Source organism: Histidinibacterium aquaticum (genome assembly GCF_008710275.1).
Lineage (GTDB): Bacteria > Pseudomonadota > Alphaproteobacteria > Rhodobacterales > Rhodobacteraceae > Oceanicola > Oceanicola aquaticus.
The window spans coordinates 1,009,865-1,035,479 of sequence record NZ_VYQE01000001.1; the positions used below are offsets into that span (position 1 = coordinate 1,009,865).

At 67.6% G+C, this 25,615-nt stretch carries 26 protein-coding genes; 10 read left to right on the plus strand and 16 right to left on the minus strand.

The genetic code is table 11. The features are described from left to right. Nucleotides 1-67: 67 nt before the first annotated feature. From F3S47_RS05140 to F3S47_RS05180, 9 genes are all read left to right on the plus strand, one after another. On the plus strand, nucleotides 68-562 hold the full coding sequence (locus tag F3S47_RS05140; RefSeq protein WP_150444109.1) for an NUDIX hydrolase: 495 nt from the start codon (nucleotides 68-70) through the stop codon (nucleotides 560-562). Further along, nucleotides 559-2,040, plus strand: coding sequence for an inorganic phosphate transporter (locus F3S47_RS05145; protein ID WP_223877720.1), 1,482 nt, complete (start codon nucleotides 559-561; stop codon nucleotides 2,038-2,040). Before F3S47_RS05140 ends, F3S47_RS05145 begins: the two co-directional genes overlap by 4 nt. Before the next feature lie 48 nt (nucleotides 2,041-2,088). Next, entirely contained in the window at nucleotides 2,089-2,952 is an 864-nt protein-coding gene (gene ttcA, locus F3S47_RS05150) for a tRNA 2-thiocytidine(32) synthetase TtcA (protein ID WP_150444110.1), read from the plus strand. Nucleotides 2,953-3,068: 116 nt separating this feature from the next. Then, nucleotides 3,069-4,523, plus strand: a complete 1,455-nt coding sequence (locus F3S47_RS05155) for a putative bifunctional diguanylate cyclase/phosphodiesterase (RefSeq protein WP_191090074.1) — start codon at nucleotides 3,069-3,071, stop codon at nucleotides 4,521-4,523. Between the two features lie 173 nt (nucleotides 4,524-4,696). Further along, nucleotides 4,697-6,511 carry a membrane protein insertase YidC gene (yidC, locus tag F3S47_RS05160; RefSeq protein WP_150444112.1) on the plus strand — a complete coding sequence of 605 codons (1,815 nt, stop codon included), beginning with the start codon at nucleotides 4,697-4,699 and terminating at the stop codon, nucleotides 6,509-6,511. A 69-nt stretch (nucleotides 6,512-6,580) separates the two neighbouring features. After that, complete coding sequence (locus F3S47_RS05165) at nucleotides 6,581-8,527, plus strand: c-type cytochrome (protein WP_191090075.1); 1,947 nt, start codon at nucleotides 6,581-6,583, stop codon at nucleotides 8,525-8,527. A 40-nt stretch (nucleotides 8,528-8,567) separates the two neighbouring features. Beyond that, a complete protein-coding gene (gene yihA, locus F3S47_RS05170; protein WP_150444114.1) occupies nucleotides 8,568-9,215 on the plus strand; it encodes a ribosome biogenesis GTP-binding protein YihA/YsxC in 648 nt (215 codons plus the stop codon). 23 nt (nucleotides 9,216-9,238) lie between these two features. After that, on the plus strand, nucleotides 9,239-10,117 hold the full coding sequence (gene argB, locus F3S47_RS05175) for an acetylglutamate kinase (RefSeq protein WP_150444233.1): 879 nt from the start codon (nucleotides 9,239-9,241) through the stop codon (nucleotides 10,115-10,117). A 1-nt stretch (nucleotide 10,118) separates the two neighbouring features. Beyond that, entirely contained in the window at nucleotides 10,119-10,619 is a 501-nt protein-coding gene (locus tag F3S47_RS05180) for a SixA phosphatase family protein (protein ID WP_150444115.1), read from the plus strand. Between the two features lie 127 nt (nucleotides 10,620-10,746). Here F3S47_RS05180 and F3S47_RS05185 read toward each other — a convergent pair whose 3' ends face one another. From F3S47_RS05185 to F3S47_RS05230, 10 genes are all read right to left on the minus strand, one after another. Further along, on the minus strand, nucleotides 10,747-11,544 hold the full coding sequence (locus F3S47_RS05185; RefSeq protein ID WP_150444116.1) for an amino acid ABC transporter ATP-binding protein: 798 nt from the start codon (nucleotides 11,542-11,544) through the stop codon (nucleotides 10,747-10,749). Between the two features lie 11 nt (nucleotides 11,545-11,555). After that, nucleotides 11,556-12,872 carry an amino acid ABC transporter permease gene (locus tag F3S47_RS05190; protein WP_150444117.1) on the minus strand — a complete coding sequence of 439 codons (1,317 nt, stop codon included), beginning with the start codon at nucleotides 12,870-12,872 and terminating at the stop codon, nucleotides 11,556-11,558. A 1-nt stretch (nucleotide 12,873) separates the two neighbouring features. Further along, nucleotides 12,874-14,313, minus strand: coding sequence for an amino acid ABC transporter permease (locus F3S47_RS05195; RefSeq protein WP_150444118.1), 1,440 nt, complete (start codon nucleotides 14,311-14,313; stop codon nucleotides 12,874-12,876). Nucleotides 14,314-14,458: 145 nt separating this feature from the next. Further along, entirely contained in the window at nucleotides 14,459-15,478 is a 1,020-nt protein-coding gene (locus tag F3S47_RS05200; RefSeq protein ID WP_150444119.1) for an amino acid ABC transporter substrate-binding protein, read from the minus strand. A gap of 207 nt (nucleotides 15,479-15,685) precedes the next feature. After that, a complete protein-coding gene (locus tag F3S47_RS05205; RefSeq protein WP_150444120.1) occupies nucleotides 15,686-16,396 on the minus strand; it encodes an ATP12 family chaperone protein in 711 nt (236 codons plus the stop codon). After that, a complete protein-coding gene (locus F3S47_RS05210; protein WP_150444121.1) occupies nucleotides 16,393-17,439 on the minus strand; it encodes an RluA family pseudouridine synthase in 1,047 nt (348 codons plus the stop codon). Before F3S47_RS05210 ends, F3S47_RS05205 begins: the two co-directional genes overlap by 4 nt. After that, a complete protein-coding gene (gene crcB / locus F3S47_RS05215) occupies nucleotides 17,436-17,813 on the minus strand; it encodes a fluoride efflux transporter CrcB (RefSeq protein WP_150444122.1) in 378 nt (125 codons plus the stop codon). Before crcB ends, F3S47_RS05210 begins: the two co-directional genes overlap by 4 nt. A gap of 31 nt (nucleotides 17,814-17,844) precedes the next feature. Next, complete coding sequence (locus F3S47_RS05220) at nucleotides 17,845-19,155, minus strand: replication-associated recombination protein A (protein WP_150444123.1); 1,311 nt, start codon at nucleotides 19,153-19,155, stop codon at nucleotides 17,845-17,847. A 59-nt stretch (nucleotides 19,156-19,214) separates the two neighbouring features. Next, nucleotides 19,215-19,805 (minus strand): acyl-homoserine-lactone synthase, encoded by a 591-nt coding sequence (locus F3S47_RS05225; protein ID WP_150444124.1) that lies wholly within the window; start codon nucleotides 19,803-19,805, stop codon nucleotides 19,215-19,217. A 75-nt stretch (nucleotides 19,806-19,880) separates the two neighbouring features. Continuing rightward, a complete protein-coding gene (locus tag F3S47_RS05230; protein WP_317978255.1) occupies nucleotides 19,881-20,453 on the minus strand; it encodes an autoinducer binding domain-containing protein in 573 nt (190 codons plus the stop codon). A gap of 123 nt (nucleotides 20,454-20,576) precedes the next feature. Here F3S47_RS05230 and F3S47_RS19300 point away from each other — a divergent pair, with 123 nt between their 5' ends. Then, nucleotides 20,577-20,729 (plus strand): hypothetical protein, encoded by a 153-nt coding sequence (locus F3S47_RS19300; protein ID WP_191090076.1) that lies wholly within the window; start codon nucleotides 20,577-20,579, stop codon nucleotides 20,727-20,729. Between the two features lie 74 nt (nucleotides 20,730-20,803). Here the strand turns inward: F3S47_RS19300 and rplQ are convergent, their stop codons facing one another. From rplQ to secY, 6 genes are all read right to left on the minus strand, one after another. Further along, nucleotides 20,804-21,223, minus strand: a complete 420-nt coding sequence (rplQ, locus tag F3S47_RS05235; protein WP_150444126.1) for a 50S ribosomal protein L17 — start codon at nucleotides 21,221-21,223, stop codon at nucleotides 20,804-20,806. 150 nt (nucleotides 21,224-21,373) lie between these two features. Beyond that, nucleotides 21,374-22,390, minus strand: a complete 1,017-nt coding sequence (locus F3S47_RS05240; RefSeq protein WP_150444127.1) for a DNA-directed RNA polymerase subunit alpha — start codon at nucleotides 22,388-22,390, stop codon at nucleotides 21,374-21,376. A gap of 113 nt (nucleotides 22,391-22,503) precedes the next feature. Next, complete coding sequence (gene rpsK / locus F3S47_RS05245) at nucleotides 22,504-22,908, minus strand: 30S ribosomal protein S11 (RefSeq protein WP_150444128.1); 405 nt, start codon at nucleotides 22,906-22,908, stop codon at nucleotides 22,504-22,506. Between the two features lie 15 nt (nucleotides 22,909-22,923). Next, entirely contained in the window at nucleotides 22,924-23,292 is a 369-nt protein-coding gene (rpsM, locus tag F3S47_RS05250; RefSeq protein WP_150444129.1) for a 30S ribosomal protein S13, read from the minus strand. 214 nt (nucleotides 23,293-23,506) lie between these two features. Then, on the minus strand, nucleotides 23,507-24,154 hold the full coding sequence (locus F3S47_RS05255; protein ID WP_150444130.1) for an adenylate kinase: 648 nt from the start codon (nucleotides 24,152-24,154) through the stop codon (nucleotides 23,507-23,509). Then, the gene (secY, locus tag F3S47_RS05260) at nucleotides 24,151-25,521 is read right to left on the minus strand and encodes a preprotein translocase subunit SecY (RefSeq protein ID WP_150444131.1); all 1,371 of its coding nucleotides are present in this window, start codon (nucleotides 25,519-25,521) and stop codon (nucleotides 24,151-24,153) included. The genes F3S47_RS05255 and secY overlap by 4 nt, the downstream gene beginning before the upstream one ends. Nucleotides 25,522-25,615 lie beyond the last annotated feature (94 nt).

The window sequence follows — 25,615 nt, forward strand, 5'->3', positions numbered from 1 at the left end:
CGCCCGGGTTTGCAGTCGCACATCGGCCCCTGTAAGCCCGCGCGAAATCTCAGAAACGGACCTCCACGTGTTCAAGACAGTTTGGCAAGACTTCGTTGCGCCGCTCCTGCGCCGCCCCGCGCGGTTCCAGGTCGCGGCGCTCTGTTACCGGCATGGAGAGACCGGCCCCGAGGTGCTCCTCATCACCTCGCTGCACACCCACCGCTGGATCCTGCCGAAAGGCTGGCCCAAACGCGGGTTCGACGGTGGCGGGGTCGCGGCCGAAGAGGCCTGGGAAGAGGCCGGCGTCCGCGCCTCGTCACGTCCACCGCGCCGCATCGGGCGCTACCGCTACACCAAGCGGCTCCGGGGCGATGTGCCCGTCGGCACGGAAGTTGACGTCTATGCCATCGAGGTCGGTGCGTTGCGCGACAGCTATCCCGAAGAAGGACGTCGCCAGCGCCGCTGGATGACGCCCGACGGCGCTGCCGAGGCGGTCGACGAACCCGACCTGAGCGCGCTCCTGCGCCGGACCCCCGACTTGCTGGCCCAGGTCACCGAAACCGCGGGAGATCCGGCGTGAGCAGCCCCGACCAGGTCGACCAGTGGCAGACCCTCGACCGTGACCTGAACCGATTCTCGAGGCTCGAGCTCGCGACGATGTACGCCGCCCGGCCCCTGGTCGGCGTCGGGTTCTCCCTCGTCTTCGTGACCCTTTCGGCCCTGGCTGCCGCGGTCCTCACCGGGGCCGAGACAGGCAACCTCGCGGTCATCGTCGCGGCCGTCTTCGGCGCCTACATGGCTCTCAACATCGGCGCCAACGACGTGGCCAACAACATGGGCCCCGCGGTCGGAGCCCGCGCCCTTTCGCTGGCCGGGGCCATCGCCATCGCCGCGATCTGCGAAAGCGCGGGCGCCCTTCTGGCCGGCGGCGACGTCGTCTCGACCATCTCGAAGGGCATCATCGCGCCGGAACGGCTCGCCAGCGGCCAGATCTTCATCTGGGCGATGATGGCCGCGCTGCTCTCTGCGGCGATCTGGGTCAACATCGCCACCTGGGTCGGGGCGCCGGTCTCCACGACCCACTCGGTCGTGGGCGGGGTCATGGGCGCCGGTATCGCCGCTGCGGGTTTCAGTGCCGTCAATTGGCCGACCATGGGCGCGATCGCGGCGAGCTGGGTGATCTCCCCTCTGCTGGGCGGGGTCATCGCCGCCGCGATGCTCGCCTTCATCAAGTGGAAGGTGATCTACGTCGAGGACAAGATCGCCGCGGCCCGGACATGGGTGCCGGTTCTGATAGGGGTGATGGCCGCGGCCTTCGGCGTCTACCTCTCTATCAAGGGTCTGAAGCGGGTAGTGAGCATCGACTTCGGCACGGCTCTCCTGATCGGACTGGCTGCGGGCGTCGTCTTCACCTTCCTGTCCCGCCCGTTCATCCGGCGCCAGGCGGAGGGGCTTGAGAACCGGAACCGGTCGCTGAAGGTGCTCTTCCGGCTGCCGCTCGTGATCTCGGCGGCGCTGCTCTCCTTCGCCCATGGCGCGAACGACGTGGCCAATGCCGTCGGCCCCCTCGCCGCGGTCGTCGAGGCGACGCGAACCTCCGCCGTCGCGGCCCAGGTGAGCATCCCGCTCTGGGTGATGGTCATCGGCGCCCTCGGCATCTCCTTCGGCCTGATGTTCTACGGCCCGAAGCTGATCGGCATGGTCGGCGACCAGATCACGCGCCTCAACCCGATGCGCGCCTACTGCGTCGCCCTCTCCGCCGCGACGACGGTGATCGCGGCCTCGTGGCTCGGGCTTCCGGTCAGCTCCACGCACATCGCGGTCGGCGGGGTCTTCGGCGTCGGGTTCTTCCGCGAATGGCATACCGCCCGCCGAATGCGCCGGAACGAGGGCCTGAGCCCCGATGCGCTCCGCCTCCCGAGGGAAGAACGCAAGCGGCGAAAGCTCGTGCGGCGCTCGCACTTCCTGACCATCGTTGCCGCCTGGGTCATTACCGTGCCCGCCGCGGCGGTGCTGTCCGGCATCTGCTTCTTCGTGCTCTCCGCCGTGGGCTCCTGAGACGATTGCGCCTTCCCGGAATCGCGAGGCTCTGATTAGAGAGACGCCATGTTCGACAACGCAGACGATCTCCACCCGCTCTTCGAGGGCGCGCCCTCCTCAACGGAGTTCAAGAAGCTCCGCAAGCGCATCGTCCGCGAGACCCGCGAGGCGATCGAGCAATACGGCATGGTCGAGCGCGGGGCGAAGTGGCTCGTCTGCCTTTCGGGCGGCAAGGACAGCTACACCCTTCTCGCCGTCCTCCACGAGCTTCAGTGGCGCGGCCTGCTGCCGGTGGAACTGCTCGCCTGCAATCTGGACCAGGGCCAGCCCGGCTTCCCGGCGACGGTCCTGCCGGAGTTCCTCGAACGTATGGGTGTCCCCCATCGGATCGAGTACCAGGACACCTATTCCATCGTCACCGACAAGGTCCCGGCCGGCCGCACCTACTGCGCCCTCTGCTCGCGCCTGCGCCGGGGGCACCTCTACCGGATCGCCCGGGAGGAAGGCTGTTCGGCCGTCGTTCTCGGCCACCACCGCGACGACATCCTCGAGACCTTCTTCATGAACCTCTTCCACGGCGGCCGCCTCGCGACCATGCCGCCGAAGCTGGTCAACGAGGAAGGCGACCTCTTCCTCTACCGTCCCCTCGCCCATGTCGCCGAAGCCGATTGCGAGAAGTTCGCCAAGGCGATGAACTACCCGATCATCCCCTGCGATCTCTGCGGCTCCCAGGACGGCCTCCAGCGCCAGCAGGTAAAGCAGATCCTCGACCAGTGGGAAAAGAACTCCCCCGGCCGGCGACAGGTGATGTTTCGCGCGCTGATGAACGCGCGGCCTTCGCACCTTCTCGACCCGAAGCTCTTCGACTTCGTCGGGCTGAGTGTCGAGCCCCGCGGTGAGAGCGAGGAAAGCCCACCGGCCCTGCGTTAACCGGACGCTCAGCCCCTACGGCTAGGAGCCTTCCCGACGGCCCGGGGGCACGGGCGTGAGGACGGCAGATGGCACGGATGTGGGAAAGGTCGGGTTGGCGGAGCCGCGCTCTCGCGGTGGTACCGATCGTCACGCTCTCGGCCTGGATGGTCTTCCAGCAGCCAGGGTTTCTGATCGCCGCATTTCTACTCCCTGCCTTGCTCGCGGTCGGCTTCGACAGGCGTCCCGCGATCACCTCCGGCGACCAGATTACGGGTCTCGACCTGCAGGAGACCCTGCTCGCAGTGACAGACGAAGAGCTCCGGCAGGCGGCCCGCTCGGGGTCAGACACGACGGTCCTCGTCATCGAGATCGACGGTTTCAAGCGGCTGGAAGAAAGGCTCGGGCGTCCTGCGCTGGATGACATCCTGCGATCCACCGCCCGCCGCCTCCTCTCCTCTGTCCGGGACCTCGACACCTGCGCAAGACTTGAGGGTCCGACCTTTGCCGTCGTCATCGGGGGCGTCATGCCTCCCGGGCGGGCGGAGGCCCGGGATCTGGCGCGCCGTCTGCAGGAGGCGCTCTCGCGTCCGGTCGAGGTCGAGATGTCACCTGTCCCCCTCACCGTCTCGGTCGGCTACGCCTGCGCCTCGGACGTCCCCGGCGCCACGGGGGCGGCGCTCCTGCAGTCGGCACGGCTCGCCCTGATCCACGGCCAGCGGGCCGGCCCTTCCGCTCTCGCCGGGTTCGGACCCGAGATGCGCAGCCGCGTCGCCCGGCGTGGCGCTCTCGCCCGGCAGGCGGCCCGGGCCCTGGAGGCCGGCGAGATACTGCCCTGGTTCCAGCCTCAGGTCTCTGCCACCTCCGGTCGTCTTGTCGGGGTAGAGGCCCTTGCCCGCTGGCCGCGCGCGGGGGGACGCATGGTTCCGCCCGCGGCCTTCCTGCCGGCGCTGGAAGAGGCCGGGCTCACCGCCGCGCTCGGCCGCCATATCCTCTTCAAATCTGCCGAAGCGCTGTCGGACTGGCGGGAGAAGGGCCTGCAGGTCGGTCATGTCGGCCTCAACCTCGCGCCCGCCGACCTCACGGAGCCAGACCTCGCGGAGAGGGTCGCTACCACCCTGCGCCGCCTCGACCTGCCGCCGGAGGCCCTCTGCATCGAGGTGCTGGAAACCGTCGTCGCCGGCCAGGCGGAGGATACCGTGGTCGCCACACTCAAGGACCTCGCGCGTCTCGGTTGCCGGCTCGACCTCGATGACTTCGGCACCGGCCACGCCGCCATCACGTCGATCCGGCATCTGCCGGTTCACCGTCTCAAGATCGACCGCTCCTTCATCACGGGCGTCGACCGCGACCCAGACCAGCAACGCATGCTGTCGGCGATCCTGATCATGGCGGAGCGGCTCGGGCTGGAGACCCTAGCAGAGGGCGTCGAGACCGAGGGCGAGATCCGGCGACTGGCCGAGATGGGCTGCGGCGCGCTGCAGGGATTCGCCATTGCCCGGCCAATGCCCTTCGACCAGGCCACGGACTGGATCGCTGCGCGACCGGCCCTGGCCGCGCCTCGGCCGGAAGGGATCAGGCGCATCGGGTGAGAGGGGCCGGGATTCGAGCGACTTGCCGCCGCACTGGCGGCGCGGTGGCACGCCACAGACGCGTGAGGCCACCCGCTCTCGGGCCCCCACCCCTTGACCTTTCGGCCCCGCACAGGTTGAACGCCCGCAGCTTTCCCAACAGATCAGCGATGGCAAGGGCCGGGGCGACCGAGATGGACGATCAGAACAAGAACCTCATTCTGGCGACAGCGCTCAGCTTTCTCGTCATCCTCGTGTGGTTCCTGCTCTTCCCGCCACCGGAATCCTCCCCGGGCGCGACGGGCCCCGACGGCCAGCCCGTGGCCGAGCAGGAGGTGCAGGGCGACACGCTGACCCCGCCCGGCGACCCCTCGCTCGCGCCCGCCTCGCCCGACGCCACCGCCGCGAACACGCCCGAGACCGAGGTCGACCCGGACGTCACCGCCCCCGAAGCCGCCCGGATCTCGATCGACAGCCCCCGCGTGGTCGGCTCGATCAACACGCTCGGCGGCCGTCTCGATGACCTGTCGCTGCCCGGCTACCGCGTCACGCTGGACGAGGACAGCGACCTCGTCCGCCTCCTCTCCCCCACCGGGGCGGAGAGCCCCTATTACGCCCTGCACGGCTGGATCGCGGTCGACGGCGCCGAAACCGAGGACGTGCCCACCGATCGGACGCTCTGGGAGATCGAGGAGGGCGAGACGCTCTCGCCCGACAGCCCGGTCACGCTGCGCTGGGACAACGGCCAGGGCCTCGTCTTCCGCAAGCAGATCGCAGTCGACGACGACTACATGTTCACCGTCACCCAGTCGGTCGAGAACACCACCGGCGAGGACGTGACCCTGCGCCCCTACGGCCAGATCCGCCGCAACAACCAGATCGACACGACGAACTTCTTCATTCTGCACGAGGGCATCGTGCGGATGTCCGACGGCGAGCTGGAAGAGATCGACTACGACGACATCCCGGACCTCTCGGCCGAGGAAGGCCGGATCGAGGTCGCCGAGGACGGCTGGGTCGGCTTCACGGACAAGTACTGGATGACCACGCTCATCCCCGAGCCCGGCACCGCCTTCCGGTCGGTCGTGCGCGGCGTGGGCGACACCTACCTCGCCGAGAGCGTCTACCCGTCGGTCACCGTCGAGGCCGGCGCCACCGCGAGCGCCGAGAGCCAGATCTTCGCCGGTGCGAAGGAATGGGAGACCATCCGCGAGTACCAGCAGGGCGGGATCGACGGCTTTCTCGACTCGATCGACTGGGGCTGGTTCTTCTTCCTGACCAAGCCGATCTTCGCCCTGCTGCATTGGCTGAACGGTGTGATCGGGAACATGGGCTGGTCGATCATTGTGCTCACGCTGATCATCAAGGCCATTCTCTTCCCACTCTCCTACAAGTCCTACACCTCCATGGCGAAGATGAAGGAGCTTCAGCCGGAGATGGAGAAGCTCAAGGAGCGCGCGGGCGACGACCGGGAGCAGCTCCAGAAGGGCATGATGGAGCTCTACAAGAAGAACAAGGTGAACCCCGCCTCGGGCTGCCTGCCGATCCTTCTGCAGATCCCGATCTTCTTCTCGCTCTACAAGGTGATCTTCGTCACGCTCGAACTGCGGCATGCGCCCTGGATCGGCTGGATCCGCGACCTCTCCGCGCCCGACCCCTCGTCGATCCTGAACCTCTTCGGCCTGCTGCCCTGGGCGACGCCGGAACCGGGCTCGATCTTTGCGATCGTCTCGCTCGGGATCCTGCCGATCCTGCTCGGTATCTCGATGTGGCTGCAGCAGAAGCTGAACCCGGCCCCGCCGGACCCGACCCAGCGGATGATCTTCGCCTGGATGCCCTGGGTCTTCATGTTCATGCTGGGTACCTTCGCCAGCGGCCTGGTGCTCTACTGGATCGCGAACAACACGATCACGTTCATCCAGCAGTACGCGATCATGCGCAGCCACGGGTACAAGCCTGATATTCTCGGGAATATCCGGGGCAAGAGCCCCCCTGCGACAAAGAAGTAAGCAGCGCTCGGGAACGAAATGACCTGACGCAAGGTTCCCTCCGGGATGCAGATCGGAGGGAGTTCGCTCATGTCATTCTGGGTCCGTTTCGTCGTCGGCCTCGTCATCCTTGGCGTGATCGGGGTGGGGGCCGGCTTCGCGCTGATGGCCTCTGGGGCAATCAGCGTCGCAGCGGACAAAGGGCACGGAGAGACCTTCTACCGCGTCATGCACTACGCCTTCAAACGATCGGTCGCCGCGCAGAGCGCCGGGACCGAGGTGCCCGAGAACCTGGACGACGAGGGCCGGATCGCGCTTGGCGCGCAGCATTACGATCAGGTCTGCTCGCGCTGCCACGGTGGCCCGGGCCTCGGCCAGAATCCCCAGGCTCTCTCGATGACGCCACGTCCGCAGCATCTGCCGGCCGTGGTCGAGCAGTTCACGGATGCCGAGCTGCACTGGATCGTGGAAAACGGCGTGATGATGTCGGCCATGCCCGCCTGGCCCGCCGACGGGCGGACCGATGAGATCTGGTCCGTCGTGGCCTTCCTCCGGCAGCTGCCCGAAATGAGCGCCGAGACCTATGCCGAGTTGGTCTCTTCCGACGGGACCGAGGTCGAGGCGATGCCCTTCGGCGCGGTTGCCGAGACGCGGGACATGAACTTCTACAAGACCGGGCCCGCGATGGAGGAGTACGCCTACCGCACGCCCGCCGTCGGCTGGTCGGACCACCCGCTCGCCTCGATCCCGCTCGCCTCCTGCACCGCCTGCCACGGTAGCGACGGCACCGGCGGCGTGACCGAGGGCCTTGCCCCCAACCTGACGATCCAGAGTCCCGAGTATCTTGCCGCCACCCTGCGGGCTTATGCCGCCGCCGACCGGCACTCCGGCTTCATGCAGGTCGCGGCCTCGGGTCTTTCGAACAACCAGATCGACGCCCTGTCCACGTACTTCGGCGAGACCCTCCCCGACGCCGCAGGGCCACAGCGTCCGGTCGACGACGACGTCCTCGCGCTCGGCGAATCCATCGTGGAGGCCGGCCTCGACGGCAGCGGGGCGCTCGCCTGCAGCAATTGCCACAGCCGCTCCGGTGAGGTCGACGATATTCCGATCCCGGAGATCGCCGGGCAGAACCCGCGCTTCCTCACGACCCAGCTGGTGGCGTTCCGCGATGGCGGCCGGGGAGGTACGGGCTTCTGGCAGCCCATGCAGGGCGTCGCGCACGAGATGAGCAACGAGCAGATCGGTGCCGTCGCCGCCTACCTCGGCAGCCTCGAGCCCGGCGCCACCCTGCCCCGGTCCGAGCTCACCGGTGACCTCGACGAGGCGGCCGAACTCGTGGGCGGCGTTTGCGACGAGTGCCACCAGGACACCATGGCCGGCGTCCCTGAAGGCGAATATCCCAACCTGACGCTCCAGACCGGCGCCTACATCGGCCGGCAGTTGCACAACTTCCGCACCGAGCAGCGTGACTCGCGGCGGATGACCGAGGTGGCCGGGCGGCTCTCCAACGAGCAGATCGCCTCGCTTGCCCTCTATGTCGACCAGCTGGAGCCGGTCGCCGCTCCGCAGGAGATCAGCGACGCCGATATCGCCCTGGGCGAGCAGATCGCCAACGAGGGTCTGCCGGAGCGCAACGTTCCGGCCTGCCTGACCTGTCACGGAGCGGAGCCGACCGGTCAGCTGCCGGGCCTCGTCCGGCTCCACGGCCAGTACGAGGAGTACCTCGTCCACCGCCTGACGCAGTTCCAGAGCGACGCGCCCGAGGCGACGATCAGCCCGATGTACCGCATTGCGGACGTAATGACACCCGACGAGCGGGAGGCCGTCTCCGCCTGGTTCGCCTCGCAGGAGCCCTTGTCGAAGGTCGATCTCGTGGAGCCGACCGAGGCCTCTGCCGAGCAGCAGCCGCCCGAGCCCACCGATGCCGAACCCGACATCCCTCGGCCGGCGGAGACCGTGGACGAGGTCGTGACCGAGGAGGAGCCGACCGACGCTCCCGAGACCGAGGAGGGGGTGCTTGTCCCGACGGAGTGAGATTGACCTCCCCCGCCGCGCCGCCTAAGCCGGGCCGGTCATGAGCCTGCCCTTTCCCATCGCCGAGCCCGACCCCGCCGAGATCGAGCGGGGCCGGAGGCTGTTCGCAGGCGAGGTCGATTTCCTCAAGGGGGTCGTCGCGATGGACGGCCTGCCGCCCGCCGACCGGCCGGAGATCTGCTTTGCCGGACGATCGAATGTCGGAAAGTCGACGCTCATCAACGCGCTCACCGGCCGCAAGGCGCTCGCCCGCGCATCGAACACGCCGGGGCGGACGCAGGAGATCAACTACTTCACCCTGGGCGAGAGCCACTACCTCGTGGACCTTCCCGGCTACGGCTACGCGAACGCGCCGCTCGACAAGGTGCGCGGCTGGCAGCAGCTTCTGAAGCAGTACCTCTCGGGGCGCCCCACGCTGCGGCGGGCCTTCGTGCTGATCGACGCACGCCACGGGGTGAAGGAGGTCGACGAGGAGATCCTCGCGCTGCTCGATAGCTCCGCCGTGACCTTTCAGTGCGTGCTTACCAAGGCCGACAAGGTGAAATTGAAGGACCGCGAGCGGGTCATGGCCCAGGTCCGCGACCGGCTCTCGAAGCATCCCGCGGCCTTCCCCGAGATCGTGTTGACCTCCTCCGAAAAGGGGGATGGGATCGGCGAACTCAGGGGGATCATCGCCGGCATCGGCTGAGGACAGGGATGAGGACGCAGACCATGGACCGCGACTGGATCGCCACGGCCCGGACACTCTCCGAGGCCCTGCCTTACATGCAGCGCTATTCGGGAGCCGTGGTCGTCATCAAGTTCGGCGGAAACGCCATGGGCGACGATGCCGCGATGGCGGCCTTCGCGCGGGACATCGTGCTGATGCGGCAAGTCGGCGCGAACCCCGTCGTGGTCCACGGCGGCGGGCCGATGATCAACGACATGCTGGGCAAGCTCGGGATCGAGTCGACCTTCGTCCGCGGCAAGCGGGTGACGGACCAGGCGACGGTCGAGGTGGTCGAGATGATCCTCACCGGGCTGGTGAACAAGAAGATCGTCCAGGCGATCAACGACCAGGGCGGCCGGGCCGTGGGTCTATCCGGCAAGGACGACGACCTCATGGTCGCCGAGGCCGACGACCCGGAGCTTGGCTTCGTCGGCCGGCCGGTGGAGATGAACGTGCAGGTGCTGCGAGACCTCTTTTCGGCCGGGATCATCCCCGTGGTGGCGCCGGTCGCGACCGGGATGAACGAGAACGAGACCTTCAACGTCAACGGCGACACCGCCGCCGGCGCGATCGCCGGGGCGCTGGAGGCGGACCGGCTGCTTCTCTTGACCGACGTCGCCGGCGTGAAGGGCCCCGACGGCGAGGTCGTGACCGAACTGCATCCCGACCAGGTGCGCGCGATGACGGCGGACGGGACCATCGCTGGCGGCATGATCCCCAAGACGGAGACCGCGCTCAAGGCCATCGAGGAGGGTGTGCGGGCGGTCGTGATCCTCGACGGGCGCTTGCCGAACGCGACGCTTCTGGAGCTCTTCACGGACTACGGCGCGGGCTCGATCATCCGTTCGACCGAGCCGCGGGTGAAGCCACGGGTCCGCTGAGGTGCCGCGGCTTGTCCTCATCCGCCATGCCAAGTCGTCGTGGGACGACCCTCGGGCTGAGGATCACGCCCGGGTTCTGAACGACCGGGGGCGGGAAGCCGCGCCCAGGATCGGCCGCTGGCTGGCCGAGCGGGGCTTCGTGCCGGACGAGGTGCTCTGCTCCGACGCGGTTCGGACGCGGGAAACCTGGCAGCTGATCGCGGGTGAATTCGAGGTCGCTCCGGAGCCCAAGCTGCTGGGCGGGCTCTACCTGGCCGGGCGACAGAAGATGCTGGAGGTGCTGCGGCAGGCGACCGGCGAGACGGTCGCGATGCTGGGGCATAACCCCGGGATCGGAGACTTCGCCGGATGGATGGCCGCGGAGGCGCCCGCCCATCCGAAGTTCGGCTCCTACCCGTCGGCGGCGACGGCGGTCCTCGAGTTCGAGGAGGACTGGGCCGAGGTCCGACCGGGGACGGGGCGCGTTCTCGACTTCGTGGTGCCGAAGGACCTCGCAGGCTAGGCGTCCAAATTTGGACGCCTGGCCATCGTATTGATTTTATAAGAAATTCTGCGAAATCCGGAAAGCTCGGCCAGGCGCTCGTCCGCCCGGCGGGCGACCTCGCGGGTCGGAGCCGGGCGGACGGGGATCAGTGACCGAGGATCTGGCTGAGGAAGAGCTTGGTCCTCTCGCTCTGTGGGTTGTTGAAGAATTCCTCGGGCTCGTTCTGCTCGACGATCTGGCCCTGGTCCATGAAGATCACGCGGTTCGCGACCTGCCGGGCGAAGCCCATCTCGTGCGTGACGCAGAGCATGGTCATCCCCTCTTCCGCGAGGCCGATCATGGTGTCGAGCACCTCCTTGATCATCTCCGGGTCGAGGGCCGAGGTCGGCTCGTCGAAGAGCATGATGCGCGGGTTCATGCAGAGCGAGCGCGCGATGGCCACCCGCTGCTGCTGCCCCCCCGAGAGCTGGCCGGGATACTTGTGCGCCTGCTCGGGGATCTTGACCCGCTCGAGGTAGTGCATCGCCGTCGCCTCGGCTTCCTTCTTGGGGACCTTGCGGACCCAGATCGGCGCCAGGGTGCAGTTCTCCAGGATCGTCAGGTGCGGGAAGAGGTTGAAGTGCTGGAACACCATTCCGACCTCGGACCGGATCCGGTCGATGTTCTTCAGGTCGGAGCTGAGCAGCGTGCCGTCGACCGTGATGTCGCCCTGCTGGTGCTCCTCGAGCCGGTTGATGCAGCGGATCAGCGTCGACTTGCCCGAGCCCGAGGGCCCGCAGATGACGATGCGCTCGCCGCGGTAGACCGTGAGGTTGATGTCGCGGAGCACGTGGAACGAGCCGAACCACTTGTTCATTCCCCGGATCTCGATGGCGACCTCGTCGGAGACCGTCATGGCGCTCCGGTCGATGTGGCGCTCCGTCTCGATGTCGGTGGCGGTCATGTCGGATCTCCTTAGCGGTTCTCGCGGGTGAGCTTGCGCTCGAGTGCGAGGGAATAGCGGCCCATGCTGTAGCAGCAGATGAAGAACAGGATGCCGATGAAGACGAAGAGCTCCCAGTAGATCCCGTTCCAGTCGGTGGTGGCCCGGATCGAGTTCGACAGGCCGATCGGGTCGAGCAGGCCGATAAACACGACGAGGGTGGTGTCCTTGAAGAGGCCGATGAAGGTGTTGACGATGCCGGGGATGGCGATCTTCAGCGCCTGCGGCAGGATGATCAGCCGCATGGACTTGGCATAGTCGAGCCCGAGCGCGTCACCGGCCTCGTACTGACCCTTGGGCAGAGCGGCGAGGCCGCCGCGCACCACTTCGGCGATGTAGGCCGAGGCGAAGAAGGTCACCATGATGATGACCCGCAGCATCAGGTCGAAGTTCGTCCCCGGCGGCAGGAAGTAGTTCAGCAGCAGGGAGGCGGTGAAGAGCCAGACGATCAGCGGCACGCCGCGGATGATCTCGATGAAAGCGACAGAGACCTTGTTGATGATGAAGAGGTCCGATTGCCGTCCCAGCGCCAGCAGGATGCCCAGCGGCAGCGAGAGCGTGATGCCCGCGATGCCGATGATGAAGGAGAGCATGAAGCCGCCGAAGTCGTCGGAGGGCACGAACTCGATCCCGATGGGCAGGACCGACGCGAGGGCGCGGATCAGCGGCCCGGCGAGGAAGAGCCAGTAGAGGATCGGCACGACGATCGCGAGGATGCCGCCGAGCAGGGCGCCCTGAGCCCGGTTGCCCACCTGGAAGGCGAGCGCGCCGACGGCGAGCCCGAGCGCCACGACGATCGGGCCCCAGATCGAGCCGCCCCAGAGCAGCCAGTACATGACGAAGGGCGCGGCCAGCGAACCCCAGAGCAGCTTGCGCGGCAGGCCGGTGAAGAGCACCGGCGCGATACCCGCGAAGAAGACGAGCAGCGCAAGCACGGGACGGGCGTAGAGATCCCGCGGGTAGAAACCGAAGAGCAGCTGTTGCCAGCGGTCGGCGATGACCGCCCAGCAGGCGACCTCCATCCCCTCGCCGTAGCGGGCGTCGCGGATCTCGCGGCACCCGGTGAGGCTGTCCGCGTCCCAGATGCCGAGGACGGTCCAGGGCACTACCGTGCTGAGGACCACCCAGATGACGTAGAGCGAGACCACGGTCAGCAGGATGTTGAGCCAGCCGGAGAAGAGGTTCTCCCGCAGCCACTTCACCGCGCCCTTCTCGGCGAGCGGCGGCTCGGACTCGGGCAGCATCTCGCCCCGGACGAAGGGCTGGGTCTGGGCGTGTGTATCGCTCATCTCAGCGCTCCTTCAGCTTCACGGAGTTGTTGTAGACGTTCATCAGGCTCGAGATGACGAGGCTGAGGACGAGGTAGAAGAGCCCGAGCAGAAGCATCCCCTCCAGCTCGCGTCCGGTCTGGTTGATGGTGATGCCGCCCAGGGTCGAGCGGGCGTCCATGTAGCCAACCGCGATGGCCAGGGAGCTGTTCTTGGTCAGGTTGAGGTACTGCGAGATCAGCGGCGGGATGATGACCCGCAGCGCCTGGGGCAGGATGATCAGCCGCATGGTGCGGTTGGGACGCAGGCCGAGGGCGAAGGCCGCTTCGGACTGGCCCTTTGAGATCGCGAGGATGCCGCCCCGGACGATCTCGGCGACGAAGGCGCCGGTATAGAGCGAGAGGGCGAACCAGAGGGCGATCAGCGAATTGCGCAGGTGCACGCCGCCGTCGAAGTTGAAGCCGCCGAGCACGGGGTAATCGAACTGCGCCCCGAGCAGGAAGAGCGCGATGGCGGGGGCGACGAGGATCAGCGCGAGGTTGATCCAGAGCGTGCGGGGCCGCTTGCCGGTGGCCTCCTGCTTGCGCTTCGCCCAGGCGGTGACCATGCGCGCGGCGATGATGCCGAGAACCAGCAGGCCAAGCACGACGAGCCAGTCGAGAGCCGAGGAGGAGGGGACGATCTCTCCCTCCGCCGCGTCGTCCTCACCGGCCGCGCTCTGTGCGTTCCGGGCATCGGCCGCGTCCTGGTCATCCTGGCCGGTGGAGACGCCCGCGCCGCCGGTGGCGATGCGGCTGCCGCCGTAGGTCCCGGAGGCGACGCCGGTCGTTCCGGCGTCGTCAGGTTCCTCGGGTTCGGGCGCGACGACCTCGTTGCCGCCGAGCGAGCGGGTGAAGACGACGTTCGGAATGTAGATGCCGCGGTTGGTGACGGCGACGCTGTCGCCCACCAGCATCGAGGCGCCGCCGCCCTCGCGGAAGTCGCGGGGCTGGGGCATGCCCTCGGCCATGATGGCGAAGATCGCGATGATCCAGAGCAGGAGCGGGACGTTGCGGAAGCCCTCGACGTAGACCGCCGCGAGCCGGGCGACGAGCCAGTTCTTGGAGAGCCGCAGGACGCCGAAGAAGACGCCGAGGATCGTCGCGGCGGCACAGCCGAGCAGCGCGACGAGCAGGGTGTTGAGGATACCCACGAGAGCCGCACGACCGTGGCTCATCTGGGAATCGTACTCGATAAGCCGCTGGTTGATGTCGTAACCGGCCGGCTGCGTCAGGAAGCCGAAGTCGAAATCCTTGCCGAGCGCCTCGAGGTTCTGGACCGTGTTGGACACCAGCCAGGAAAGCCCCAGCACCAGCAGGATCAGCGCCACGACCTGAATGGTCAGGGACCGGTAGCGCGTATCGTAGATGAGCTGAGAGAGCCGGAAGCCACCGGCCTGCGGTTCGTGCGAAATCGCCGACATCTGTGTCTCCCCGGTTTCCGTTGCCTTCCCCGGGTGCCGCCCGGCTTTTGCACCGGTGCGTCCCGCTTTTGTCCGGAAACTCGTGTTGGCTTGCGCGAGAGGATGCGAAGAGGGCCCCGCGAACGGGGCCCTCTCGCGCTAGGTCTTAGCGGAACGGCGGAGCGTAGAGCAGGCCGCCTTCGGTCCACTGGGCGTTCAGGCCGCGGGCCAGGCCGATCGGGGTCGACTCGCCGATGTGGCGCTCGAAGAGCTCACCGTAATTGCCGCCGGCGGCAATCGCGTTCACGGCCCAGTCGTTGGAGAGACCGATCATCGCGCCGAGCTCGCCTTCGACACCGAGAAGACGGTTGATCTCGGGGTTGTCGGTGCCTTCCTCGGCCAGTTGCTCGACGTTCGCGGAGGTCACGCCGAGTTCCTCGGCGGCGATCAGCGCGTTGAGCACCCAGCGGGCGATGTCGCCCCACTCGTTGTCGCCGTGGCGGACGAGCGGACCGAGCGGCTCTTTCGAGATGATCTCGGGCAGGATGACGTGGGCCGAGGGATCCTCGAAGGTCGCGCGGGTCGCCGCGAGGCCGGAGGCGTCGGTGGTGTACACGTCGCAGGCACCGGCGAGGTACTGCTGCTGCGCTTCGGCGTTGGTCTCGATCGGGACCGGCTCGTACTCGATGTTATTCACGCGGAAGAAGTCCGCCAGGTTGAGCTCGGTCGTCGTTCCGGTCTGGATGCAGACGGTGGCGCCGTCCAGCTCGAGAGCGGAGGACACGCCGAGGTCACGGGGGACCATGAAGCCCTGCCCGTCGTAGTAGTTGATGCCCACGAACTCGTTGTTGAGGTCGGTGTCGCGGGTGAAGGTCCACGTGGTGTTCCGGGCCAGCAGGTCGATCTCGCCGGAGGCGAGCGCCGTGAAGCGGGTCTGACCGGTGGTCGGCACGAATTCGACGGCCATCGGGTCGCCGAAGATGGCGGCGGCGACGGCGCGGCAGACGGCGACGTCGAAGCCTTCCCAGACGCCGTTCGCATCGGGCGCGGCAAAGCCGACGAGGCCGGTGGTCACGCCGCAGTTCAGGTTGCCGCGGGACTGGACGTCGTCGAGCGTCTGGGCAGCCGAAGCGCCGGCGGCGAAGCCGGCCACGGTGAGCGCACCGAGGAATACGGATGTCTTCATAAGTTACCTCTTCCTGATCGGCCCTCCAGGGCGGCGGAGAGCCATTATGAGTGGACGCCCTGTTCCGGGCGCTTATGCGAGGAAGTCGCCCCCCCTCAACGCAGGGAAGCGTGGCCGGTGTCGCTCATGAGGTCAAGGCTAAGGTTGCCGCAGGTTGCACCAATTGCCTCAAATACGTGCACAATCCCAAGCGCTTTGGACGGTGCTTCAGCGCCCTGCGAGATCAAAGATGCGCGCTGCGTCGAGGAAGGCGGCCCGTTTCACGGCGGCGGCTTCGGAGGCCTCGGTGTCTTCGCCCCACTGTTCGATCTGCCAGTCCTCGTCGATCCGGCTCAGGGCCCAGGCGTCGGCCGGCGCACGCGCGCCCTCCGCCACGGCGAAGGCCAGGACGAGGGAGCCCGAAAGGCTCACCAGGTCAGCGAAAGGAGTCAGGCGGAAGGGGTCCAGCGCGCGGACCTGCGCGTCGAGCCGGCCGATGGCGTCCGGGTCCTGCGGCACGTACATCACGCCCGCCCCCGTCCGAAGCCGCGCGCCGAGGCGCTCCGCCGCCCAGTCGAGCAGCGGGTCCCACCCGTCCTGCTGGCGGCGGACGAGCTCATCCGGTGTCTCGGCGCGATAGCACAGCAGGTCGGTGCCGCCGTACTCGGCGATCATCTCGGCAACCTCGTCGAACTGCGGGATCACCTTGTCGATCGCGCTGTTCGCGGCCCGGGTGACCGGCATGGTCATAGGGTCGACCGCGCCCTCCTGGGCGTTCCACTCCTCGGCCGAGGCCTCTGCCAGGGCACGATTCGGCAGCCGGAGAGCCGCCTTGGCGGGCGTGCGCACCTGGCGTCCGTCCAGGCGAACCTCGTAGCCCCGCTCGGCCTCGACCACGGCGGCCTCGGTCCAGAAGCGTTTGAGTTTCCATTCGCTCATGGCTCGATCTCCTCGAAGGGATCGGCAGGCGCATCGGCGGCGCGCCAGCCGACGTAGTCCCAGGTGCGGGCCATGTGCTCGGGCAGCGGCGCGGTGAGCTGGAGACGCGCACCGGTGACGGGATGGGTCAGCGACAACGAGCGGGCATGCAGGTGCAGCTTGCGACTGATCTCGCCGCCGAGCTGCGCGCCCCAGCCGTCGCCCAGGTTCTCCTGCCCCGAGCCGCCGTACTTGCCGTCGCCCACGATGGGGTGGCCCAGCTCCGCCATGTGCGCGCGCAGCTGGTGCGTCCGACCGGTGACAGGCACGAGACCGACCCATGCGGCGCGCTGCGCAAGGCCCTCGATCACCGCGTAATCCGTCGTCGCGTGCTTGGCGTCCGGCGTGCGGGCGACCTCGTCGGGATGCAGGCAGCGCATCTTCTCGTTCTCGCCCCGCGCGCCGTGACCGGGGATCTTCACCAGGCCGAACTTGATCGTGCCCATGCGGGGAGTCGGCACGCCCGCGACGGCGGCCCAGTAGATCTTGCGCGTCTCGCGCGAGCGGAACGCCTCGGTCAGCGCCTTGGCCACCCGCCGCGAGCGGGCCAGCAGCAGGACGCCGGAGGTGTCCTTGTCGAGCCGGTGAACGAGGCGGGGCTTCTCCTCCGCGTCGAAGCGCAGGGCCTCTGCAAGCCCGTCGACGTGTCGGGTCTGCCCGGTGCCGCCCTGGGTGGGCAGGCCGGCGGGCTTGTTGATCGCGAGGATATCGGCGTCGCGGTAGATGACGCAGGCGCGGATCATCTCGGCGTCCTCGTCGCGGATGCGCGGTTCGGCCTTGGGCGCGGGCGCGGGCGCGTCGGAGACCGGCGGCACGCGCACCTGCTGCCCCGCCTCGACGCGGGTCGACGCCTTGGCCCGGGCGCCGTCCACGCGGATCTCGCCCTTGCGGCAGCCCTTCTCGATGCGGCCCTGGGTGATCTGCGGCAGGCGCCGCTTCAGCCAGCGGTCGAGGCGCTGGTCGCCCTCGTCCGGGCCGACAGTGAGGGTCTGGACGCCGCTCATGCGAGGCTCCGTGCGAGGGCGAGCCCGGCCAGGAGACCGCCGATGGAGAGAATGACCGAAAGCGCGACGTAGAGCGCGGCCTGACCCGCCTGCCCCCGCTCCCAGAGAATGACAGCCTCCAGAGAGAAGGCCGAGAAGGTGGTGAAGCCGCCGAGCACGCCGGTCATCAGGAAGGGATTGAGGTGGGCGAGCCCCCGGCGGGCGAGCGCGGCGGCGAGGATGCCCATGGCGAAGCTGCCCGCGACGTTGACCGTCAGCACGCCAAGCGGGAACCCGGTGACCCCGAAGGCGCGCGCCATCCCGACCCCGGTGAGATACCGGGCCGCGGCGCCGATCGCGCCGCCGAGGGCGACCTGAAGGGTGGTGACGAGCATGGGCGCTCTCTCCTGCCGGTGGCCGGTCTTGTCAACCTTGGCGCTTGGCGCGCAGCTTCACGAAGTAGTCCAGCCGCTTCTTCAGCTCTCGCTCGAAGCCGCGGTCGGGCGGCGTGTAGTACACGCCGCGCTTCATGCCGTCGGGAAAGTAGTTCTGCCCCGAGAAGGCATCCTCGGCGTCGTGGTCGTAGGCGTAGCCCTCGCCGTAGCCGAGGTCCTTCATGAGCTTGGTGGGCGCGTTGCGGATGATCTTGGGCGGCGGCTCCGAGCCGGTCTGCTTGGCGGCGGCCATGGCGCCCTTGAAGGCCGCGTATCCCGCGTTCGATTTCGGCGCGAGCGCGAGGTAGGTCACCGCCTGCCCGAGCGCCAGCTCGCCCTCGGGCGAGCCCAGCCGCTCGTACGTTTCCCAGGCGTGCAGGCAGATGGTCTGGGCCTGCGGGTCGGCAAGGCCGATATCCTCCACCGCCATGCGGGTGATACGGCGGGCGAGGTAGCGCGGGTCCTCCCCACCGGTCAGCATCCGCGCCAGCCAGTAGAGCGCGGCGTCGGGATCGGAGCCGCGGACGGATTTGTGCAGGGCCGAGATCAGGTTGTAATGCGCCTCGCCTGACTTGTCGTATTGCGCGGCGCGGCGGGTCAGGCGGGTCTGCAATCCGCCGGTGTCGAGCTTGCCCTCGACCTTCCAGCCCATGACCTGTTCGACGAGGTTCAGCAGCGCCCGCCCGTCGCCGTCGGCCATCTCCAGCAAGGCCTCGCGCGCCTCGCCGTCGAGCGGCAGCGCGCGGCCCAGCTCGGCCTCGGCCCGCTGGGCGAGGTGTTCGAGGTCGGCGAGGTCGAGACGCTCCAGCACCAGCACCTGCGCGCGGGAGAGGAGCGCGGCGTTGAGCTCGAAGGAGGGGTTCTCGGTCGTGGCCCCGACGAGGAGGATCGTGCCGTCCTCCATGTGCGGCAGGAAGCTGTCCTGCTGCGCCTTGTTGAAGCGGTGGATCTCGTCGACGAAGAGCAGCGTCCCCTGCCCGTTCCGCCGCCGCATCTTGGCCGCCTCGAAGACCTTCCGCAGCTCCGGCACCCCTGTGAAGATCGCGCTGATCTGGACGAAGTGCAGGTCGGTCTCGTCCGCCAGCAGCCGCGCGATGGTCGTCTTCCCGACACCGGGCGGGCCCCAGAACACGAGGCTGGAAAGCGCGCCGGAGGCCAGCATCGTACCGAGCGGCGCCTCGGGGCCGAGCACCTGGTCCTGGCCGATGACCTCCGCCAGGGCACGGGGGCGCAGACGGTCGGCGAGGGGGCGCGGGGCCTCTGACGAACGGTCGGCGCCGGGTTGATCGAAGAGATCGGACATGCAGCTCAGATAAGGGCGGGGCGGCCGGAAAGAAAGCGCCGCCCTGCCCTCGCCAAACCTCAGTGCAGCTGCGGCGCGAAGTCGATCCAGACAGCCTGGTAGTTGATGCCGCCCATCTCCATCTCGCGGCCGGCGGCCGTCATCTCGAGCTTGCAGCGCGCGGCCCAGCGGTGCCAGTTCGACGGCAGGAGCGCGAGCATACGGGTGATGCCCTCCTCCCGGCTGGTCCGCAGCATCTGCAGGACGAGGCGCAGGCGCACCTTGTGCCGCTGCGCGGCCGGAAGGTCGGAGACGACGAAGCCGCGCGTCACCTCCCAGACCTGCGGGTCGACGGGCGCCTCGCCATGCAGCAGGTCCCGCGGGATACTGTCCAGCAGGCCGGTCTGGGCGTCGCGGATCATGTAGGAATAGATGCCGCAGCGGGCGGTGGTCGGCGTCAGGCGGCAACCGGCCAGCGGGCGGCCGGCCCCATCGTGCACGGCAAGCCAGCGGGACGCGGGCGTGTCGTACTGGTCGTACTCCATGCCCATGCTCTCGGGCAGATCCCAGTTGCGCCGCACTATGAAGCTATCGCGTCTCGCGCGAAGGATATTCGCAAAAAGCTCGCCATGGTTGTGTAGATTGGCGAAGGATATTGTTGCGGCTTGCATGCCTGTTCTCTCCGTTTCTTGGGTTTTCTGGGTCGAAGGGCGCGAAACCCGGTCGGAGCGATCAGGATCCGGGGATCAGACGAGCTGCAGGCCCTGCGCGAGACGGACCGCCTCCGTCGTGGTCCGCGCCTTGAGCGACTCGCGGGCCGACCGCAGCCGGGCCTTGAGCGCGCTCTCGGAAATCGCGAGTTTCGCTGCCGCTGCCGCGTACCGATCCCCTTCCGCGATGCACCGAAGGGCCTCGATCTGGGCGTCGGTCAGCGCCTTGGGGGGCTCCGTGACATCGTGCATCCGGCGCAGGGTCTCCGCGAGGGTCCCGATCTCCTCCGCCGTGAATTCGCGGTCGGATCGGGCGATGGAGGCGATGCTGCGGGACGAAATCGGTCCCCATGCCGCCGAAGCGCCGAAGGCCAGCCCGTGCGCACGGGCCTGTCCGAGGATGTCGAAGGGATCGGGAAGGTCCAGCTCGCTCCAGCGGATGACGCCGGTCCGGCTGAAACCCCAGGCCACGATCGGGTCTCGAACTGCGTAGACCTCACGCTCGTAGACCTCCACCCAGCTCTCGGGAAAGGTCTGCTCGCGCAGGAGGGGGAGGGTCTTGCGGATGTGCAGAGCAAAAAAGTATCCGCTCGGCGCAATACGCGCCAAGACACCAGTGCAACGATCCAACCCCAGTCTGTAAGACATAGCCTTTTAGACTAGTTACGCGATTTTCGGTCAACTATAAATTGTATGACGAAAGGACGTCGCGTGACGACGTTGGGAGGCCGCATGGACAGAACCGTTAAGCACGGGATGACCCACGAGGAGGTCAGCGCCGCGGTGGTGAATCGCCTCAGGAAGCTCGACCCCGACGATCTCGACGCGCTGCTGGCCTACCTGCTGACGCGTCCGGTAAAACGGCCCGACACGCCCCCGCACTGACGCAAAAAGCCCCGCCGGAGCGGGGCTTTTCATTCGCGCATGCTGGCGGGCCGGGTTGCGGCCCGCGCTAGTGCTTACGCGTCTTCGTTCTCTTCCGCCTCGAGCCGGGCCCGGTCGGCGGCGCCCTTGGCGTCGACGTCGCGGTCGACCAGCTCGATGATCGCCATCGGGGCCATGTCGCCGTAGCGGAAGCCAGCCTTGAGGACGCGGGTGTAGCCGCCCTGGCGCTCGGCGTAGCGGGGGCCGAGGACCTCGAAGAGCTTCGCGGTGTGGGCGTCCTGCTTGAGCTGCGAGGCCGCGATGCGGCGGGCGTGCAGGTCGCCGCGCTTGCCGAGCGTGATGAGCTTGTCCATCACGCGCTTCAGCTCCTTGGCCTTGGGCAGGGTCGTCTTGATCTGCTCGTGCTCGATCAGCGAGCCGGCCATGTTTGCCCAGAGCGCCTTGCGGTGCTCGTGAGTACGGTTGAGGCGGCGGTATCCGCGGGCGTGACGCATATTTCTATCTCCGTCTTTGTGCTTTGTCCGGCCGGGGGTGCGTTGCCTCCGGCTCTCCTTGGTGGGGCGGGATTGCCCGGGTCGTTCGCGGGGTGCGGGGTGGGTCGGGCACCCACCTCACGTGGCGGGGGTCTCACCCCGCCGTTCCCCTTAGAACTGGTCTTCGAACTTCTTGGCGAGGTCCTCGATGTTGTCCGGCGGCCAATCCTCGACGTCCATGCCGAGGTGCAGACCCATGCCCGAGAGCACTTCCTTGATCTCGTTGAGCGACTTGCGGCCGAAGTTCGGCGTGCGCAGCATCTCGGCCTCGGTCTTCTGGATGAGGTCGCCGATGTAGACGATGTTGTCGTTCTTCAGGCAGTTCGCCGAGCGGACCGAAAGCTCGAGCTCGTCCACCTTCTTGAGCAGGAGCGGGTTGAACTCCAGACCGTCCTCGTCGGAGGAGGACGACGCGCTTTCCGGCTCGTCGAAGTTCACGAAGACGCCCAGCTGGTCCTGGATGATCCGCGCGGCATAGGCCACTGCATCCTCGGGGCTGACGGAGCCGTCGGTCTCCACCTTCATGGTCAGCTTGTCGTAGTCCAGCACCTGACCCTCGCGGGTGGGCTGCACGTCGTAGCTGACCTTCTTGACGGGGGAGTAGATGGCGTCGATCGCCATCATGCCGATCGGCGCATCCTCGGGCTTGTTCTTGTCGGCGGCGACGTAGCCTTTGCCCTGGTTGACCGTCAGCTCCATGTAGAGATCGGCGCCCTCGTCGAGGTGGCAGATCACGTGATCCTTGTTCAGGACCTCGATCCCCGCGCTCTCGGAGATGTCGCCGGCGGTGACGGCGCCCGGCCCCTTGGCCTGGACCGTGAGACGCTTCGGCCCCTCGACATCCATGCGGATCGAGACACCCTTGAGGTTCAGGACGATATCCGTCACGTCTTCGGCGACGCCGGACACGGACGAGAATTCGTGCAGGACGTTGTCGATCTGGACGGCCGTGATGGCGGCGCCCTGGAGCGACGACAGCAGGACGCGGCGCAGCGCGTTGCCGAGCGTCAGGCCGAAGCCGCGCTCGAGCGGTTCGGCGACGACGGTCGCGACCTTCATGGGGTCGTTGCCGGGCTTCACATCAAGCTGCGTCGGCTTGATGAGCTCGGCCCAATTCTTGTGGATCATGCGGCCCTCCATTCCCGTCCGATGCCCATGACCGAGACTCCGGACTCCCGAGGTTTCAAAATACGGCAGGGGAGACCGCGCGGGCCGCGGACTCCCCCGAAATAGCGTAGCGGTCAGACGCGGCGGCGCTTCGGCGGGCGGCAGCCGTTGTGGGCGATCGGCGTCACGTCGCGGATGGACGTGATGTTGAAGCCCACGGCGGCCAGTGCGCGCAGGGCCGATTCACGGCCCGAGCCGGGGCCCTGGACCTCGACCTCGATCGTCTTGACGCCGTGTTCCTGCGCCTTCTTGCCGGCATCCTCGGCGGCCATCTGGGCGGCGTAGGGGGTCGACTTGCGCGACCCTTTGAAGCCCATGGTGCCGGCCGAGGACCAGGAGATCGCGTTCCCCTGGACGTCGGAGATCAGGATCTTGGTGTTGTTGAAGGAAGAGTTCACATGAGCAACGCCGGCGGCGATGTTCTTGGAGACCTTCTTCTTGGTGCCGCCGCGGCGGTCACGGCTGGGTTGACGTGCCATAGCTGAGTGCCTCCCTTACTTCTTCTTGCCGGCAATGGCCTTCGCGGGGCCTTTGCGCGTGCGAGCGTTGGTGTGGGTCCGCTGACCGCGGACGGGGAGGTTGCGGCGGTGGCGCAGGCCGCGGTAGCAGCCCAGGTCCATGAGCCGCTTGATGTTCATCTGCGTCTCGCGGCGCAGGTCGCCTTCGACGGTGAAGTTCGCGTCGATGTGCTCGCGGATCGCGACCAACTCGGAGTCCGAGAGTTCGTTCACGCGACGGCTCTGATCGATATTCGCCGCCTCGCAGATCGCTTTCGCGGAGGAGGGGCCGATACCGGTGATGTAGGTGAGGGCGATCGGAACCCGCTTTGCAGTCGGGATGTTCACGCCGGCGATACGTGCCAAGGGTATGCGTCCTTTCGTTGCGAGCCCGTAGCTCCAGGCCCTTTTTTCACAACTGAGGCCCGCGGAATGCGCGGGCCGAAGTCACTTCGAGGTGGTCGGGCCTTTGGGCGGGTGCGACCCGCGATGGCCCACGATTCTCCCGTTCGGGATGGGGCTAACTATGGGGAGACGCCCTTCGGGTCAACCCCCCTGTCAAGCCGTTTCCACGGGTCAGTCAGGCGTCCAGCGCGGCCTCGATTTCGGCAGAGACCTCGTCGATCTCCTTCATGCCGTCGACGCGCCGCAGGAGGCCCTTCACGTGGTAGTAGCCGAGCAGCGGAGAGGTCTGCTTGTAGTACGCGAGAAGCCGGGTCTTGAGGCTCTCGGCGTTGTCGTCCTCGCGCCGCTTGAACTCCGTGCCGCCGCAGGTGGTGCACTTGCCGTCGGCCGGGATCGGCTTGGTCTCGTCGTTGTAGACCTCGCCGCAATTGCCGCAGGTCGAGCGGGCCGAGATGCGGGACACCAGGTCCTCGTCCTGCACGCGGATTTCGACGGCCGCGTCGAGCGTCTCGCCGAGTTCCGACAGCAGCGTGCCGAGCGCGTCCGCCTGGGCCAGGGTCCGGGGAAAGCCGTCGAAGATGTAGCCGCCGGTCGCGCCGCCCTCGGTGAGCTTCTCGCGGATGAGGCCGATGACGATCTCGTCGGTCACCAGCTCACCACGGTCCATCACGTCGGCGACGATCTTGCCCATCTCGGTGCCGGAGGTTCGCGCCTCCCGGAGCATGTCCCCGGTCGAGAGCTGAACCATGTCGCGGCCTTCGACGAGGCGCCGGGCCTGCGTCCCTTTTCCGGCCCCCGGGGGGCCCAGCAGAATGATGTTCATCGGCGCGCCGGTCCTTTTTTCTTCGTCTTCCCGCCGCTGCGACGACCGCGCAGCTGGCTCTTCTCGATCAGCCCTTCGTACTGGTGGGCCAGCAGATGGGACTGGACTTGCTGGATCGTATCCATCCCGACGGACACGATAATCAGGATCGAGGTGCCCCCGAAATAGAAGGGAATGGCGAGCTGGCTGCGCAGGATTTCGGGCAGCAGCGCGACGAGCGCCAGGTAGCCCGAGCCGAGAACCAGGATACGCGTCACGACGTAGTCGAGGTATTCCGCCGTGCGCTTGCCGGGACGGATGCCGGGGACGAAGCCGTTCTGGTTCTTCAGGTTGTCGGCGACGTCGTCGACCTTGAAGGCGACTTCCTTGGTGTAGAAGAACGTGAAGAACACGATCATCGCCGCGAAGAACAGCAGGTACAGCGGTTGGCCGGGGCCGAAATAGGCGAGGATCGTCGACATCACCGGGCCGGCGGTCTCGCCCCCCGAGAAGGTCGAGATCGTCGTCGGCAGCAGAAGCAGCGCCGAGGCGAAGATCGCCGGGATGACGCCCGCCGGGTTCACCTTGATCGGCAGGTGGCTGGAGCCACCGTCATAGACCTTCATGCCAACATTGCGGCGCGGGTACTGGATGTGGATCTTCCTGAGAGATCGCTCCATGAAGACCACGAAGGTCAGCACGACGGCGACCATAAGCAGCACCCCGATGATCACGGCCGGAGAGATTGCACCGGACCGGCCCTGGCTGAAGAACTGCGCCAGCGCGGCGGGGATTTCGGCGATGATGCCCACGAAGATGATGAGCGAGATGCCGTTGCCGATGCCGCGCGCGGTGATCTGCTCGCCCAGCCACATCAGGAACATGGTCCCGCCGACCAGCGTGATGACCACGGAGGCGCGGAAGAACAGTCCCGGATCGGAGGCCAGGTCGCCCGCCTCGAGCGAGGCGGCCAAGCCGTAGGCCTGGAAGGTGGCCAGCAGCACGGTGCCGTAGCGCGTGTACTGGTTGAGCTTCTTGCGGCCCTGCTCGCCCTCTTTCTTCAGCTGCTTCCAGGGCTCGTACATGGAGCCCATCAGCTGAACGATGATGCTGGCGGAGATGTAGGGCATGATGCCCAGGGCGAAGATGCCCATCCGGCCGAGCGCGCCGCCGGTGAACATCGACAGCACGCCGCCGAGACCCGCGGCGGCTTCGTCCATGAAACTGCGCAGGGCGGCGCCGTCGATTCCGGGGACCGGGATGTAGGTGCCCAGGCGATACACGCACAACAGGCCGATGGTGAACAGGATGCGCTGCCGGAGCTCGGTGGCGCGACCGAAGGCGCCCCAGCTCATGTTGGAGGCCATTTGCTCTGCTGCTGATGCCATGCGCGCTCTCTATGTCAGGTAAGCGCCGCCGGACCGGGATGCGGGCGGCGGCGCGTCAACGGAACAGGGGTGATGTAGGGGGTCGCGAAGACCC